The 17,744-nt window shown below is 40.1% G+C and carries 5 protein-coding genes; all 5 read right to left on the bottom strand.

The window, feature by feature from the left end:
- Positions 1 to 143: 143 nt before the first annotated feature.
- Positions 144 to 1,220 (bottom strand): glucosaminidase domain-containing protein, encoded by a 1,077-nt coding sequence (locus tag AC3B5B_RS05060; RefSeq protein WP_489769493.1) that lies wholly within the window; start codon positions 1,218 to 1,220, stop codon positions 144 to 146.
- Between the two features lie 199 nt (positions 1,221 to 1,419).
- Positions 1,420 to 2,946: a hypothetical protein gene (locus AC3B5B_RS05055; RefSeq protein ID WP_489769492.1), complete on the bottom strand. Its 1,527-nt coding sequence runs from the start codon at positions 2,944 to 2,946 to the stop codon at positions 1,420 to 1,422.
- Positions 2,947 to 3,368: 422 nt separating this feature from the next.
- Positions 3,369 to 5,822, bottom strand: coding sequence for a DUF1542 domain-containing protein (locus AC3B5B_RS05050; RefSeq protein ID WP_489769491.1), 2,454 nt, complete (start codon positions 5,820 to 5,822; stop codon positions 3,369 to 3,371).
- Positions 5,823 to 6,091: 269 nt separating this feature from the next.
- Positions 6,092 to 6,628, bottom strand: coding sequence for a TetR-like C-terminal domain-containing protein (locus AC3B5B_RS05045; protein WP_489769490.1), 537 nt, complete (start codon positions 6,626 to 6,628; stop codon positions 6,092 to 6,094).
- A gap of 211 nt (positions 6,629 to 6,839) precedes the next feature.
- Positions 6,840 to 17,552 carry a DUF1542 domain-containing protein gene (locus AC3B5B_RS05040; RefSeq protein WP_489769489.1) on the bottom strand — a complete coding sequence of 3,571 codons (10,713 nt, stop codon included), beginning with the start codon at positions 17,550 to 17,552 and terminating at the stop codon, positions 6,840 to 6,842.
- Positions 17,553 to 17,744: the final 192 nt, after the last annotated feature.

Here is a 17,744-nt window from a genome sequence, read left to right as displayed (position 1 = left end):
TTAGACTTGATTTGATAATATGGAAAAATCCTTTTTTAAATTTGCTTACATAAAAAGGATCTCCGAAGTTATAATAAATTCAGAGATCCTTTTTGCAAGCATTAATTATACACAAATATAAACAAATAAATTAAAAGACAAAATTACTGCATTATAGTTACATCATTAGCTAAAACCCATTCATCACCAGCTACTCGATAATAACGATAACCATTAATATTTTTAACTTTATCAGCTTTCCAATCGGTATTCTTAGGCAAAAGTCGTGCTTCGATTCTAGTACCATTTTCATCATACAACCAAGCATACGACACAACGTTCGTTGTCCGCACTACATGCCGAAAAGTCTGAACTTGACCCGGTTGCAGATTATCAATGGTATTGTCAGTTGCTGAAGAACTACCACTTGGTACAGTTGCATCAGCAGCAGCTGTATTATCATACTGTGTTAAATTATACGTATCAATAATATCATTTAACTTGCTAGCATAAGTTGGATCCGTTGCATAACGTCCTTGCAACCAAGCTGTTGCATCGCGATAGCTAGTTGTATTCTCACGCCAAGTACCACTGTAATAAGAGCTATCCCAACTGACGCCATAACGTAATTTATCCCCATTATCATTAAAAGATTCCAAATAACTAGGATATTTACGGAAATAGGCATCAACTGAAACATACTGACCGTTAATCCACTCTAAAGTCGGCATATCCACTGAGGCACCATTATAACTCCCCTTAATGCCAAATAAATTGTAATTAGGTGCTTGGGACAAAGCTGATGTTCCCCAACCACTTTCCAAAATAGCTTGAGCCATCATGACTGATGGATATAAATTGCGCGAATTAGCAGCTTGTTGGGCGTATGGAGCAATTTGTTGAATAAAAGCTTGCTGTGTACTAGTTGTCGCAAAAGTGCCTTCAGTAACCATTTTAGGGCTAATTGCCGGGGTGGCTGCTGGTGACACTGGACTAACCGTTGGATCGCTGTTTTGTGTTGAGATAGCATGACCGCTATCTTGTGTCGCTTGCGTCGCCTGTGCAGCCGTTTGATCAGTAACTTGTGAATTATTAGTTACTTGTTGTTTTGAACTAACCTGCTCATCACTAATAGTTGATGAGTTATTGTCAGCTGCTTGCGTTAAATTAGCTACACTTGGTAAAGCGGAAGTAGTTAACAAAGCAGCTGTTAAAGTTGAAGTAATGAATGTTTTCTTCAAGAAAATCCCTCCAGAATTGATTACACTTTGATATTAAAGTTTTCACTAAGTGATTGCAAGTCATTAGATGATTTGTAACTAAAATAAAACATATATTTAATGACCGCTTCATAGAAGTTGCTTTGAGATCAACATTCATTTATTGTACAAAAAAAAGCCTCTCAATCAGAGAGACTTTTAAAATTGAAATTTAATTCAATTATTTAGCAGGAACTGCTGTACCAGAAACAGATGAAATCCATTCTGTAGGTGAAACTTTATAATAAGTTGTACCACCAACAACAGCCTTCTTGTCATAGCTCCATGAAGTGTTGCTTGGAACTACACGTGCTGGATTAGCAACAAATTTACCATTTGTTAAGTTAAAGAGACCAGCATAAACACCATCATTTGTTGTGTTAAATACACCTTTTTCTTTAGTTGTTGTAACAGCTGATGAAGTGTTATCAGAATTAGATGTTGAAGAATTGTCAGTATCTGAACCAGCAGGTGTAAATGTTACATCGGTAGCTGCAACATATTCCTTAGGAGATACTTTGTAATATACTTTATTATTAGCTAATTTAGTTAACTTACCATCAACTGCCCAGCTTGTGTTAGCGGGAAGTACACGGCCAGCAATGACATTACCTTGTCTGTCAACCAATTGAGCATAAGTTACATCAGAGTTAACTACAGCAACACCCTTAACTTTAGCAAGAGTTGTTCCTGTTGTATCTTCAGCAGCTGAACCATTAACATTAATAGGAGTTGTCAAAGTGTAAGCTGTTGTATCTGCTTTAGTAACATTAGCACCGTTAGCATAAACTGTTGATGGTTTCATTCCTGTAGGAAGAGATACTGTAGCTAATTGACGATAGCTATAAGTTACTTTATTACCGTTGGCATCTTTGCCATCTTTAGCGAAGTGACTGCCAGCAGCAGTTGTATCTGCATCTGTCCAAGCAGTTGTTGTGCCATCAGCATTGTTAACTTTGTATTGGACAGAAGCTTTCACATTAGCACCATTAGCAAATGCAGCAACTGCTGCACCGTTTTGGTCTTTAGCAGCTACTTTAGCAGAGTCACTGTAACTAAAGTCAGAAAGTGATTCGCCAAACTTAGCATCGAGAGAAGCAGGTGTTGTCAAGTACAATGCAGTTACTTGACTAGCATCACCAGCAGCAGCTTTAACATTCATTGTGAATGTCTTAGAAGCAATTGTTGAAGTATTCTTAGCATCTTGAATAGCATAAGTAGCAGTTAATGAACCACCCTTGCTTTCAATTTCAGCAACTTTATTATTTAATTCATTTTGAGAATTTAATGTTAAGTCACCTGACTTAAAAGTAACCTTAACTACGTTATCTGCAATACCATTGGTCAAAGTTGAACCATTAGGAGTAGCAGATTGGAAATATTGTAAAAATCCTTCAGCTTTGTTGTTAGCATCCATGATCTTAGAAACAGTTGTATCACCATAAGCAGTAGACAAAGCTGTCTTAACATTATTGAATGCTGTAGCATTTGAAGTAGTATCTGTATTAGAACTACTCAAATCGTAGTTAGCACTTGTATTTTGGATTCCTGCAAAAACCTTGTTTGCAGCAGCAGTTGCATCTGATGTAGCATCAGCTTTAACAACTTGTGTACCAGAAACGGAACTAATTGCTGGGGCAGCAACTGGAGCAACAGCTAACAAAGCAGCTGCTACAACACTAGCGCCCATTAATGAAGTTTTCTTCATAATTGGTATTCCTCCTCGAACTATTATATTTATAGAAGATACTGATATTATAACATAAAATAAATAACTGTTAAAATGTACACTAAATGATAGTAATTGGTAGTCGTCGATGTATCATTTTATCAATTATCTATGATCAATATCTATCTTTACCAACAATGCTATTTTAACTCATTTATGGGGTTTTGCAAGCGATATTCTTTTATCTACACATAATATTATCAATTCGTAAATATTTTGTTACACAAATAACATATTTAAGAAGCGTACTCATCTCAATTTAATAAGTCTAAAAATGAAATCACTGTAAAAGCCTTATTTAAATGGGAAAACAAAAAAAAGCTCAAGACAATTTCTAACAAAAAATCATCTCAAGCTTTTATTAAAAGCAAGTTAAACTAATTAACTAATTTCACAATCTATTATCTAGGGACTGCTGTACCAGAAACAGATGAAATCCATTCTGTAGGTGAAACTTTATAATAAGTTGTACCACCAACAACAGCCTTCTTGTCATAGCTCCATGAAGTGTTGCTTGGAACTACACGTGCTGGATTAGCAACAAATTTACCATTTGTTAAGTTAAAGAGACCAGCATAAACACCATCATTTGTTGTGTTAAATACACCTTTTTCTTTAGTTGTTGTAACAGTGCCGGCAGCTTCAAAGTTAACATCACTTGCTAAAACATATTCGTTAGCAGCAACTTTATACATTTGACGTCCGTCAGCTAAGGTAATTAATGCATTAGTCTTCCAAGCACTATTATTTGGTAATAAGCGAGCACTTACAGCATTACCAGCTTTATCATAAATTTGTGCAAAACCAGACTTAGTAATCGTTACAACACCATGCTTAGCAACTGTCGTGCTTTCGCTAGTATTTGTCGTTTCAGATGTTGTTGCTGAACTATCAACAGGTGCTGAAGGTGTAGTGTTACCTGGGGTTGCTGGTGTCGTATTATTGCCACCTTGAGCAACAGTTTGGTCCACAATACCCTTGATATTACCAATAGCAGTAGCTTCAAACTGATTTACTTGGTCAATTGATGTTGCACGATCAACATCGTTTAAACCAATTTCATAAGCCTTCTTAACTACATTATGAGCAGCAGACTTCAAAGCATCAGAAACATTCAAACCATCAATTGATTTATCTGTTCCATCGGCAACAGCTTTCAATTCAGTCTTAGCCATCTTTTGAGCATCTTCCAATGAAGAAGCTTGACTAATAACACCCTTTAAATTAGAAATTAAATTAGTTTCAGCATTTGTAACATCATCTAAAGTCTTAGCTTTATCAATGTTGTTAAGACTCATTTGATATGCTTCTTTAGCTGTCTTTAAAGCTGCACTCTTCATCTTATCTGATAAGTTAGAAGCATTGATTTCTTTGTTAGTGTTGTCAAGAATTTGCTGAGCTTCTGTCTTAGCTTGATCTTTAGCATCATTTAAAAGACTATTAGCACCTTGAGTATTAGTTTGATCTACAATACCTTTGATGTTACTAATAGCAGTTGCTTCAAATTGATTTACTTGGTCAACAGTAGATGCCCGATCAAAGTCATTTACACCAATTTCATAAGCTTTTTTAACTGCATTATGGGCAGCAGACTTATAACTGTCAGAAACTTGTAGGCCATCAATTGCCTTATCTGTTTCGTCAGCAACAGCTTTTAAATCAGTCTTAGCTTGATCTCTTGCATCACTTAAACCTGTTGTTTGAGAAACAATAGATTTAATATTATTAATAGCAGTTTCTTCAGCTTGATCTACTTGAGCTTGTGTTTCAGATTTATCAATATCTTTTACTCCGATATTGTAGGCATCTTTAACTGTAGCATGAGCAGCGGACTTCAAACTATCTGAAACCTGTAAACCATCAATAGTTTTATCTGTTTCATCAGCGACAGCTTTTAATTCAGACTTAGACATTTCTTTTGAACTATTAAAATCGTCGGCTGTTTGTGATTGAGTATCAATACTATCTAAGTTGGATTGTAAAGTATTCTCAATATCAGTAATGTTATCAGCTGTTCTAGCCTTCTTCAAATCATTTAAAGATTGGTTATAAGCAACCTTAGCAGCATTATGAGCAGCGGACTTCATTTTATCGGAAACATTCAAACGATTGATTGCACCGTCTGCTTGATTGTAGATTTGTTCTAATTTACCACTAGCATTATCGCGAGCACCAGAAACATGTAGTTTCAAGGTAATAGTATTAACAGTTGCGCTAGGATTATCGTTAGGATAAATAGCGATCTTTTCTACTACATCACCACCAATTGCTAAAATTCCGTTTACGGTGTTAGTCATCTTTGATAAATTAGCATTCGTAACTTCATAAGTATTAGCTGAATCGTTATTAAATTCAACTGTTACCTTTTTACTATACTTATCAGCAATCTTCCAAACATTTGCTGCGTCATCATTATCATTTGTAATACCATCAGATGAGCCACTTTGTGTATCACCACTATAAAAACGTTTGGACATTCCGCTTAGTTTTCCACCTTGATCAACTAAGCCATCCTGACCATTAGTTACTCCTAAAGCACCACTTCTATCTAAGAACGTTTCATTAAGACCCATAGCAGCAGCTTGTTGGGTAGTAATATTAGCCGTATCTGTAGAAAAGTGACTTACAAATTTGTTAATAGTTGTTACATCACTAGCTGCAGTATCTGTAGCCGTTACATTACTATCAGCGCCTGTTGCTGTCGAAGTTCCGTTAGCATTAGTTCCTGTTGTTGTAGATGCTGTGTCACTAGCATTAGTATCAGCAAAAATACTTGTTGCTTGTGTAGCAACTGGAGCAACTGCTAATAAAGCAGCAATAACTACACTAGAATGCTTTAACATATTTTTATTCATGTTAAATTACCCCTTCACAATTTAAATTTAAACACATCATAAAATAATTAGTTTCAAATTTAATTATAACCACTAATTAATTTTTAGCAACCGCTTATTTTAGTAAATTTTCTAAAACCGAAAAATATTGTGTTAATAATTGATATCATTTCACAAGAAATATCTTTTGAATTATTTATAATAAGATTCATTTTCTTGCATATTTCTAATTTAAATCACAAAAATAAGTTTAAAATTTCTAATATTATTAATATGATTAACCAAATGAATCAATGATGATCAAACGGTCCCATTTCGATCATCAATTGGCTCAATTCTTCGGGGGTAATATCTAAGTCATTCTTGAGCCACAGTTGCACCATGGCTAAGCCTCCAGCAATTGTATAAATCTGCTGGTAAACATTCCCTGTATAGGTATTATTCTCCTGGGACAAGTTCAGTAAATCGGTGTGAAACTTATCATTGATCGGATAAGTAAACATCACTTTCATCTCTTCTTTATTTTGTTGCACAAATGTCAGAATTTTTAAATACAATTGATCCATCTGTGACTGATATTCGGCCATTGATAACTGCTTTTGTTGAAACAAATATTCTATGAAGGCATGCATGACGTGATCTTCAACTTCTAACAACACATCATACGTTGAATTATAATGCGCATAAAACGTCGACCGATTAATCGGAACCTGATCACATAGTTGCGTCACTGTAATATCATCTAAGTCATTTTTTTGCATCAAATTAATCAGTGTGTGTTGAATCTGAGTTTTCGTCCGTTGGACGCGCCGATTCTCTTTTGCCATAATATGTCTCCTTAATTGTTATTTATTGATCATACTACGATCTATCATACAACTTATCCAACAAATAGTCTAAAAGTGTATGAAATCTTTTTGAACTTTTCTGAAACCTCATTTTATGTTTTCATTTGATTAAAAGCTTAATTTTCATTCTAATTAAATAACTCCTGACAGCTTAAACTATCAGGAGTTATTTTCATTTTAAAGATTCAAATTAATTCAAAAGTACTTTGTCAGCTTCTACCCATTCATCAGCAGCCACCCGATAATAAGTATGGCCGTTAACGATTAATTGACGATCATAGCGCCAAGGGTTTTGGTTGGTAACTGTGCGACTATTGGACTTCACCATCAAACTGCGAGCCGGATCATAATGATAAACAGGCGCGCTGGTTTGATTAATGACTAAGGCACCCACTTTGCGATTCAGAATCATCGCTTGTGGTGTCCAAGTAACATCGTTGACAGAGACAAATTCATTTGGAGCCACTTGATAATAAGTTTGACCATTAATCGTTTGTTGATTATTCGTCAACCATTGCGTATTGTGACCTAAAGTCCGTTCGGCAATCACCTGCCCTTGGGCATTATAGACTGGCACTTGGGCTTTATTAGTTGTTACAACGCCATCTACAATTTGGTTATTGCCAGCTTGCTCTGGAGTCAAATCAACATCACTAGCTTTGACATATTCATCAGCACCAACACGATAATAAGTTTGACCGTTAATTATACGCTTATAATCAATCTTCCAAGCAGTATTCGCACCCAATACTTGACTATCAATCTGGTTGCCATCTTGATCATACAAAACAACATAACCATTAGTAACATTAGGTTTCACTGTGACCACACCTTTTTGCCGCTCCATTGTTGGTTGTGTTGGCTTTGTAGGTTCAGAACTAATAGTCGGAATAGTTGGTACTGTTGGCTGCCAGACTGGCATATTTTCCAGTTCATCATGCAAGGCTTTGAGTCTAGCTACACCATTATTTTGTGCTGCTAGGATAGCACTTAAGTTATTACTATCATGTGCCGTGATAATTTGTTGTTGAGCAGCAGAGTAAATATCATCAGCCTTCGCTGTCAAAGTAGCTTTATCTGTTGGTGAAATACTTGCTGCTGCAATATCCTGCAAAATCTGTTCATGAGCCTGATCCAAGGCTGCCATTGCACTTGCTTGGGCTTTATCAGCAGTCTCTTGATTAATAGCAGCGTCTTCGACTCCATTAATCTCTGTGATACCTGCCAATGCCGCAGCATTAGCTGTATCCGGCGTCGTAGCATTCTCAATCTGGGCCTTTGCAGCTTCAAACTTTTGTTCTAATTGATTTAACAACTCAGTCTTTTGTTCTTGCGTTAGGGCCATTGCATGGATATCTTGTTCTGCTTGTTGTCTAGCACTGGTTAACGCTGCATCTGCATCCGTTTTGGCTTGTGCTAATTGTGCATTCGTTGCTTGTTGCACGATTGCTGCAATCGCTGTGACACCCGTAGAGCTAGCTTGTTGTGCTAATTGTGGCGTCTTAGCCTGTGCAACATTAGCAGCAGCTTGAGCATATTGATCTTGAACTTGTTGTTCAAGACCAGTTTTATCAGCAGTTGGTAACGTCATGTTTTCAATTAATTGTAATGCACTAGCTTGTGCGTTTTGTAAAGCTGTTAAAGCATTTTGCTGAGCATTAGTTAGATCAATGCCAGCATTTGCTTGATCAATCACCGCTTCAATCGCTGCTACCCCAGTTTGTGCTGCTTGTTGAGCAGCAGTAATTGTATTAGCCTGCGTAATATTAGCAGCAGCAGTATCATATGCCGTTTGCACTTGTTGCCGCAAAGACTGCTTTTGAGTAGCCGATAAGTTCATGCTATTAATAGCATTTTCAGCAGTTGTTTTTGCCGCTTGTAGAGTTGCTAAGGCGGTTGCTTTTGCCTGAGCCAAATCTTTATCTTGAGCCGCAGTTACAGCTTGGTTAATTGCAGCTACGCCAGCATCTTGTTGGGTTGTTACATCAGCAGGAGTTGTAGTGGCCTTGACCTTACCAACGGCCTGATCATACGCCGCTTGAATGGCTTGTTTAGCTGCCGCTTGTTGACTAGCATCTAAACTAGCAACCTGACTATCAGCATTCTCCTTGGCCGTTTGTAATGCTGCGAGGGCTGAGTCTTTTGCAGATTGTAACTCTTGAGCGGCATTTTGGGCATCTGTAACGGCTTGATCAATGGCAGCAATGCCGGAATCTCTTTGCGTAGTAATCTCCGCTGCATCATTGGCAGCACTGATCTTATCTACAGCATGGCCATAAGCCGAAAGAATGGCTTGTTGGGCCACAGTTGCAGCTGCAGGATCCAAATGGGCGTCAATAATCGCTTGTTGGGCGGTATCACGTTCATCTGCCAAAGCCGCTAATGCTGTATCTTTAGCAGCTTGTAAGGCTTGAGATGTATCTTGCGCATCCGTTACAGCTTGATTAATTGCAACCACACCCGCATCCTGTTGGGTTGTGACATCAGCTGCAGTCGTAGCAGTCTTGACTTTGCCAACAGCCTGATCATAAGCCGCTTGAATGGCTTTTTTAGCAGCAGATTGTTGACTGGCATCTAAACTAGCAACCTGACTATCAGCATTCTCCTTGGCCGTTTGTAAAGCAGCTAAAGCTGAGTCTTTTGCCGTTTGTAAAGCTTGAGCTGTATTTTGTGCATCTGTTACAGCTTGGTTAATCGCAGCTACGCCCGCATCTTGTTGGGTTGTGACATCAGCCGGAGTCGTAGCAGCCTTAACCTTGCCAACGGCCTGATCATACGCCGCTTGAATAGCTTTTTTAGCAGCAGCTTGTTGACTAGCATCTAAACTAGCTACTTGACTGTCCGCATTTTCTTTAGCCGTTTGTAAAGCAGCTAAAGCTGAGTCTTTTGCCGTTTGTAGTGCTTGTGCAGCAATTTGCGCATCCGTTACTGCTTGATCAATCGCAGTTATTCCGGCTGCTTTTTGCGTATCAACACTCGCCACATCTTGTGCATTATTAACTTGGTCAACCGCATGTCCATAAGCAGCAGTAATTGCTTGTTGCGCAGCAGCGGCAGCGTCCGGATCCAAATTAGCATCAATAATCGCTTGTTGGGCAGTATCACGCTCATCTGCTAAAGCGGCTAAAGCCGTATCCTTGGCAGATTGCAATGCTTGTGCATCACTTTGTGCTTGATTAATCGCAGCCACACCCGCAGTCTTTTGCGTATTAACCCCGTCTACATCACTAGCGGCGGTAACGGCAGTGACTGCTTGATTATAAGCAGCAGCAACTTGAGCTTTCGCCGCTTGCTTTTTAGCATCAGTATCTAAACTAGGATCAGCATCAATAACATCATCAGCAGCTTGCTGAGCATTATCTAAGTCCTGTAAAGCATTATTTTTAGCAGTTTGTAAAGCTTGAGCAGCAGTTTGCGCATCGCTTAAAGCCGCTTGAATAGCTTGCTTACCTGTATTCTTGGCATTAATCACGGCTGTGGCAGAATTAGCAGTTTGTACATTGCTTACAGCGTCATCATAAGCAGCTTGCGCAGCTTGAGTAGCGGCAGCTTTTTGAGCGTCATCTAGATTAGAATCAGCTGCAATTGCTGAATTCGTTTGGTCTAAGGTCTGTTGTAACTCAGCTAAAGCCGCTGTTTTATCAGCTGCTAATTCACTAGCACTCGTATTAGCGGCAATGACAGCCCCAGCAATAGCGGTCACACCATCAGTTTGTGCTGTATCAACTGCCTTCGTCGTGGTAGCGTCCTCTACCTCAGCTTGACTTTGCTTAAAGGCTTGGTCAACCGCCGCCAAAGCAGCTTGCTTCTGAGCGTCAGTTAAATTAGAATTATTAATTTCATTATCTGCATTATCTTTGGCCGTTTGTAAAGCTTGTTGGGCCGAAGTCTTAGCAGCTGCTAAATCTTTAACGGCTTGTTGAGCTTGCGTATAAGCATTAATAATGGCCGTTTGGGCAGCTTGTTGCGTCTGCGGCACATCATTGACATCACTCACGGCATTAATACCACTGACACCTTGATCGTAAGCTTGTTTAACGGCTGCTCTAGCAGCTTGCTTTTGTGCAGGTGTCCAATCAGCTTGGTCAATCTTGTTATATTGATCAGCCTGTGTTTGCGCAATAACCAATAAGGCCTGATTTTTCGCTTGTTGTAAAGCATCCGCCTTACCTTGGGCATCAGTCACGGCTTGCTCAATTTGTAATGTCGCACCGTCTTTAGCATCTGTAATATCAGACGTCGTAGTTGCGGTCTGAATGGCTTGCTTACCAGCGTCATAAGCGGCTTGGACATTAGCTTTAGCAGCAGCTTTTTGATCAGCATTTAAATTGTCATCCGCATCAATTTGATTATTAGCATCCGCTTGCGCCGTATCTAACGCGGATAAGGCAGTAGCTTTCGCATTTGCTAAATCAGCGGCCGCAGTTTGTGCATCCGTGTAGGCTTGATCAATTGCACTAATGCTGGCAGATTGTGCGCTGGTAACTCCAGCAGTATCGTTAGCCGCATTAACTTGCGCTACAGCTTGATCATGGGCTTGTTTAACTGCTTGTTTCGCCGCCGCTTTTTGGTCAGCATTTAAATTAGTATCATCGTCAATAGCCGTATTCTGCTTAGTTTGTTCATCATCTAAGGATTTGATGGCGTCCGTCTTCGCTGTTGCTAAATCAGCCGCAGCCTTCTTAGCATCCGTGACTGCTTGGTCAATCGCAGTGACACCATCATCCTGAGCAGTTTGAACAGCTGTCGGCGTAGCCGCTTGATCAACATTATTAATTGCATTGTCATATTGATCGTCCACCGCAGCTTTAGCAGATTGCTTTTGAGCTGGCGTTAAGTCAGAATCATTAATTGCTTGATAAGCTTGATTTTGTGCAGTCATCAAAGCATGTTTAGCAGCACTTTTATCATCTAATAAATCAGCCGCAGCTTGTTGAGCATTAGTTAATGCTGCATTGATTTGGTCTAAGGCTGGCGTTTTAACATGGTCAACTTCAGTCGTCGATGTGGCACCGTTAATCGCGTCTACTCCATCTTGATAAGCGGTAGCGACAGCTTGATGAGCGGCAGTCTTTTGGGCATCACTTAACGAACTAGCATCAATGGCTTGATCTGCTTGGCCTTTGGCTGTTGCTAATTCGGCAATTGCAGCTTGTTGCTTATTCTTCAAGGCTTGGGACGCATTATTAGCATCCACAACATCTTGTTGAATTTGTTGCACCCAAGTACTTTGTGCCGTTGTCACGCCAGTAATATCACTCGCAGCATTAATGGACGCTACCCCACTGGTGTAGTCAGCTGCGACTTGTTGATGAGCAGCTTGTTTTTGAGCCGCTGTTAAAGAACTATTATCAATATCATCGTCGGCCTTGACCTGAGCAGCTGCCAACGCTTGAATCGCATCTAAACGTGATTGTTTGAGGTTTTCAGCATCTGTATTGGCAGCAATTACGGCAGCGTTCATGGCCGTAATGCCGTCATCGCGGGCAGTATTGACATCAGCAATCGTTGTTTGATCGTCAATATTAGCTTGCGCCGCCTTATAAGCAGATGTGACTTGTTGGTGTGCCGCCGCTTTTTGCGCAGCCGTCAATTTCGTATTCCCATCAATCTGGGCATCAGCTTTTTGCTTAGCAGTCGTTAATTGCGTTTGCGCATCAGCTTGTGCTTTTTGCAAATCGTTTTGGTCAGCAGCCGTCGTCACGACATCATTGATTTGCTTAATACCAGCATTAGCAACATTTTGCACCGCACTAATCGCCGTTTGGCTAGCCAAATTATCATTAGCTTCTTTAAAGGCTGATTCAATTTGCTGAATATAATCTTGTTTTTGTGCATCCGTCAAATTAGCATGCGCATTAACCTGCTTTTCAGCGGTATCTTTAGCAGACTCTAATTGCTCCTTAGCCAAATCTTTAGCTTGCTGCAAGGCCGTCGCTGTACTATTGGCATCGGCAACCGCATTATTAATCTGCGTCACTCCATCTGCTTGCGCTTGGGCAATGCTTTGCACATTACCAGCTGCTTTGACATTAGCCACCGCTTGGTCAAAGGCAGTATTCACAGCAGTCGTAGCAGCAGTTTTTTGATCCGGTGTTAAATTCAATTGGTCTAACTTAGCTAAAGCCTGCGTCTTAGTTTCTTGTAAAACAGCAATGGCGTTGGCTTGATCATTAACCAAATTCTGGGCATCCGTCGCTGCTTGTTGCATTTGGTCAATACCCGTTTGTTGTTGAGTCGTGACAGCTGCGGTGGTGGTTGCATTATCAACAGCCGTTACGGCAGCATCATGGGCTTGGTTGACTTGCTGTTCAGCCGCCGTTTTTTGTGCTGGTGTGTTCCAATTTAATTGGTCAATTTTAGCTAAAGCAGCTGCTTGTTCTTGGTCTAAAGCTTGTTTGGCACTAGTTTGAGCAGTCGTTAATGCGGCTGTATTTTCTGTTTGGGCCGTGGTCAAAGCGGCTGCAATTTGCTCTTCGCCAGTTGTTTGTTCAGTGGCTATTTGAGCTGGATCAGTTTCCTTGCTAATTTGGGCAAAGGCCTGATCATAAGCAGCTTTAGCTTGATCTTGATAGGTTTTCTTTTGTGCACTTGTTAAATTAGTCAAGCCATTAATATCCGTGGTGATCGATTGTAACTTATTAGCTAACGCTTGTTGCGCATTGGTTTTAGCAGCAGCTAATTGGGCAGTGGCTAAAACTTGGTTGATGGCTTTGACGCCCGCGGACGTTTCCTGATCAGCAGCTGTTTGCGTCTTAGCTGCCGTTAAATTAGCTGAAGCTTCATTATAAGCAGCTGTCAAATCTTGTTGTGCTGTTGTCAAAGCAGTTCCTGTAATGCCAGCACTCGTCAATTGGGCTTCCACATTAGCTTTTGCGTTATCTAATTGGGCTTGATCTTGTAATTTATTAATAGCTAATTCACCAGCAGTTTGCGCCGTTGTAACATCATCGTTAGTGGTAGCAGAATCAATGTTTGATTTAGCACTAGTTGCGGCATTGTCAACCGCGTTTTTGGCAGCAGTAATTTGTTCTGGTGTTAAGCTCGAATTACTTTCAATTGCCGTTTTGGCAGCCGTAGCGGCGGCATCAATCGCGGCATCGGCATTATCCTTAGCTTGTTGTAACTGGTGCGCACTGACAGCAGCCGTAGCAGCTTGCGTAATTTTGGGCAAATCAGTACTAATTACTTGATTAACCGCACTTTGTTTAGTTGCTGCCGTCAAATTGTCAGTAGCTGTTTGATACGCTTGACTGATGGAAGCTTTCGCAGTACTTAATTCTGGATCTTCAGTAATGCCAGCGTCACTTAATTGCTGCAAAGCACTAGCTTGAGCATTATCTAATTGCGCCTGGGCTTCTAGTTTATTGATTGCTAACTTACCAGCGGTTTGCGCAGAATTAACAGCGCTTGTAGTTGTAGCAGTATTAACATTATTCTTAGCTTGATTGGCAGCAGTCGTAATTTGATTCTTAGCCGTATTACGTTGAGCTGGTGTCAGGCTCGTATCGTTATCAATTGCAGTCTGAGCAGCATTAGCGGCAGCATCAATGGCCGCATTAGCTTCATCTTTAGCTTGTTGTAATTGATGATCATTCACAGCAGATGTGGCCGCAGCGGTAATTTTTGGTAAATCAGTACTAATGACATCATCAACACCGGCTTGATCATTAGCATTCGTTAAATTCGTATTTGCTGTTTGGTAAGCTTGACTAATTGCAGCTGTTGCATTATCTAAGTCTGTCCCCGTTAGCCCAGCATCATTTAATTGCTTCAAGGCGCTGGCTTGGGCGTTATCTAATTGCGCTTGCGCTTTAGCTTTACTAATTGCCAATTCACCGGCTGTTTGAGCAGTGTTAATGCCATCGGTGGTTGTAGCAGAGGCAATATTGGTTTTAGCATTGGCTGCAGCATCATCAACCGCCGTTTTAGCAGCAGTAATTTGCTCCGATGTTAAGCTGGAATTACTTTCAATTGCCGTTTTGGCAGCACTGGCGGCGGCATCAATGGCTGCATCCGCATCAGACTTAGCTTGTTGCAATTGATGATCGTTCACAGCTGTTGTAGCCGCAGCGGTAATTTTTGGTAAATCGTTATTAATAACGGCATCGACACCAGCTTGATCATTAGCATTCGTTAAATGATCAGTAGCCGTTTGGTAAGCTTGACTAATGGCATTTTGTGCAGTAGTTAAGTCTGTTCCCGTTAGGCCAGCGTCACTTAATTGCTTCAAGGCGCTCGCTTGGGCGTTATCTAATTGCGCTTGCGCCTTGACTTTACTAATTGCTAATTCACCGGCTGTTTGAGCAACGGTAATACCATCAGTAGTCGTAGCAGAGGCAATATTGTTTTTAGCTGCCGTTACAGCATCATCAACCGCCGTTTTGGCAGCAGCAATTTGCTCCGGTGTTAAGCTCGAATTACTTTCAATCGCTGTTTTGGCAGCCGTGGCAGCAGCATCAATGGCGTCATCGGCCGTATCACGACTGGTTTGTAAAGCAGCGGCCACTTCAGGATCCACATTCAATGGTGTCAAACCGTCAACAAAATCTTTATTGGCACTGAAAGTTAAAGTGTCACCGGGTTGTAATGTATCAGCGGGAATATCAAAACTAAAGTTACCAGCAGCATCAGTCTTCGCCATATATTTAGGAGTAGTATCGCGCCAATAATCAGCAGCGACAGTACCTGTCATTGGTGTCTGCGTACTACCGTGGTTCACAGTCACGTAGATATAGGTATTGCTGAGATCAGCACCAGCAGTCTTCGAACTAACATGACCTGTAACGTGTGTCTTATCAGTATCAATAGCCACATTATCCACGTCAATAAACGGACCTGCGGAAATAAACTCTAACTTCTTACCTGTCAAACTTTGATCACTTAACCAACCAACAACTTGTTGTTCAGCGTCAGAAGTTTTGCCCACAATATCACTCGTCGCACTAGCATCACTAGGTGCATTAATTGTGCCAATAGTATTGTTATTAACTTTTAAAGATAACTTATCTAATGGACCGGAAGTTTCTGTTCCGTGAACAAACTTCACATCATTTAACGTTAAGGTACTATTGTTAATCAATTTAGCATTGGCGTTATTGCTGGCATCTAAGACAAAGTCTTTCGGGTTATCAATATTGACCTTGGCTCCAGAAATATTCAATAAGGTCATGGCGCCGGTACCATCAACCGCCACCTTAAAAGTTCCACCGGTATTATTGATAGAACCGTTGCTACTGATATTAACGATAGAGCCCTTAAATGTATCCATGTTCTGACCATTAATATTGAAGCTAGAGCCTTCGTCAAGGTTTAAACTACCACCAACGGATACCAAGTTTTGATAAATGGTACCATCACTATTGATGTTTACAGTGGAACCCGATTCAAGATTAATTTTAGAACCATTACCAATATTAATGGCTTGCGCTGTATCTTTAGCGTCTTCACCAGCTACGTTGATATTTAAAGTGGACCCATCTTTGGCATCAATAGTTCCTGCACCATTAATATAAATACCAGCAATATTACTATAAAAAGCTTCTGACCATTGGCCATGGCTATGAGGATTTAAGGTAACCTTAGAACCAGAATCTAAAGTAACATTGCCCCCAGCACCAATTTGAATAACTTGATCTCTGTAACTAGTACCTGTAAATGTTGCATTTGATTCAAATTCAACGGCACCAGAACCACTAATTTCAATAACTTGTTGCGGATTGTAGCCCGTGCTAGTAACCGTGCCCGACCCATCTGGTGCATCATAACTTGGAACTGACGTGGCTTGAACGTTGTTCCGAATCACCACGGTTTGCCCATTAGCGTGAATCATCTGTTTGCCGGTATAAGTAATATTGTCAAAAACAATGGTCTGACCACGATTAATACTACCATCACTATTAACAGTATTGGATTTACCTGATGGATTAATAATCCCCCAATAATTAGAACCATAGAAATCAATATTCTTAAAGGTAATTGTATTGTCACCATTACCTGTAGTAAAACGCATATCCCGCATATCCAAATAATAGCGATTAGTTCCAGCTGACTCAATTGTCACATCTCGATTAACTATCTGCATATCGGTATTACCAGTTAATGTCATATCATTGTCCAAGATAATCGTATTAACATTGGCATTAGCGGCAGCAGCAGCTAACTCTACTTGATTCGTGACATGTGCAACTGTGTCATCAAAATTACTAATTTGTGGCTTCGTTGTGGTGTTCGTTGCTGCCACTGCAGCAGGTTTAACTTGTTGTTCATTATTTGTAGCCGCAGTTTCATCTGGTTGCTCATTGGTTCCTGTATTGGTTGACGTGTCCGTATTACTACTTGATTCGTCGTTAGCAGTAGTCGGGGTCGCGTCAGTAGCACTTGCTGTCGTAGTTTGAGCAGTATTGGTGTCATCTTGAGTTGGTGCTGGAGTAGTTGTTGTATTGTTTGCTTCAGCCTGATTATCGACAGTTTTAGTTTGTAAGCTATTAGCTTGTTGTACAACGGTTTGAATTTGGGCTTTCGCCGTAGTTTGGATATTAGTTAAGTCAGAACTGGTTTGTGCTTGGTCAATTTGAGTAGCAAATTGCGTACTAATCTCCTGCAACTTTTGTTGCAAGGAAGATGTTTGCTCTGCTGCTAATTGCAAATCAGTAATTTGATTCTTGGCCGTTTGAACATTCAGTTGCAAAGCACTATTGGCCGCTACTTTACCAGCTGCTAAATCAGTTGTTTGATTCGTGGTAGACGTAGTGGTATCCGGTGTTGCTTGGACATTGGCTTGACTGGCGGCATTATTATCATCAACATTGTCAGCTGCGGCGTTAGTCTTATTAACGCTCAACCATAAAGTTGATGAAAATAATGTCACCCCTAAAGTCATAAGTAATTTCTTTTTCTTCATTATGAGTCCCCTCAATTCAGATTAAGTAATAATTGTCAGCTAATTGCTTTTTATTAGTTGCCAAAAATCGCAAAAATTATCGTTAAAATAAGAATATTAACTAATTTAATACTTAAATTTAACCACTTTTATATAAAAATAGCCAATTATTCGCATTATTTTTATTGATATATAACTTTATAGCAACAAAAA

The organism is Bombilactobacillus sp. ESL1187, assembly GCF_058107155.1.
The sequence above is the reverse complement of the archived record's forward strand: the minus strand, read 5'-3'. Positions and strand labels throughout refer to the sequence as shown.

Bases quoted from the DNA above. Each gene is read 5' to 3' on its own strand.
- AC3B5B_RS05040 (WP_489769489.1), bottom strand. From the start codon at position 17,552: ATGAAGAAAAAGAAATTACTTATGACTTTAGGGGTGACATTATTTTCA.
- AC3B5B_RS05050 (WP_489769491.1), bottom strand. From the start codon at position 5,822: ATGAATAAAAATATGTTAAAGCATTCTAGTGTAGTTATTGCTGCTTTA.
- AC3B5B_RS05045 (WP_489769490.1), bottom strand. From the start codon at position 6,628: ATGGCAAAAGAGAATCGGCGCGTCCAACGGACGAAAACTCAGATTCAA.
- AC3B5B_RS05055 (WP_489769492.1), bottom strand. From the start codon at position 2,946: ATGAAGAAAACTTCATTAATGGGCGCTAGTGTTGTAGCAGCTGCTTTG.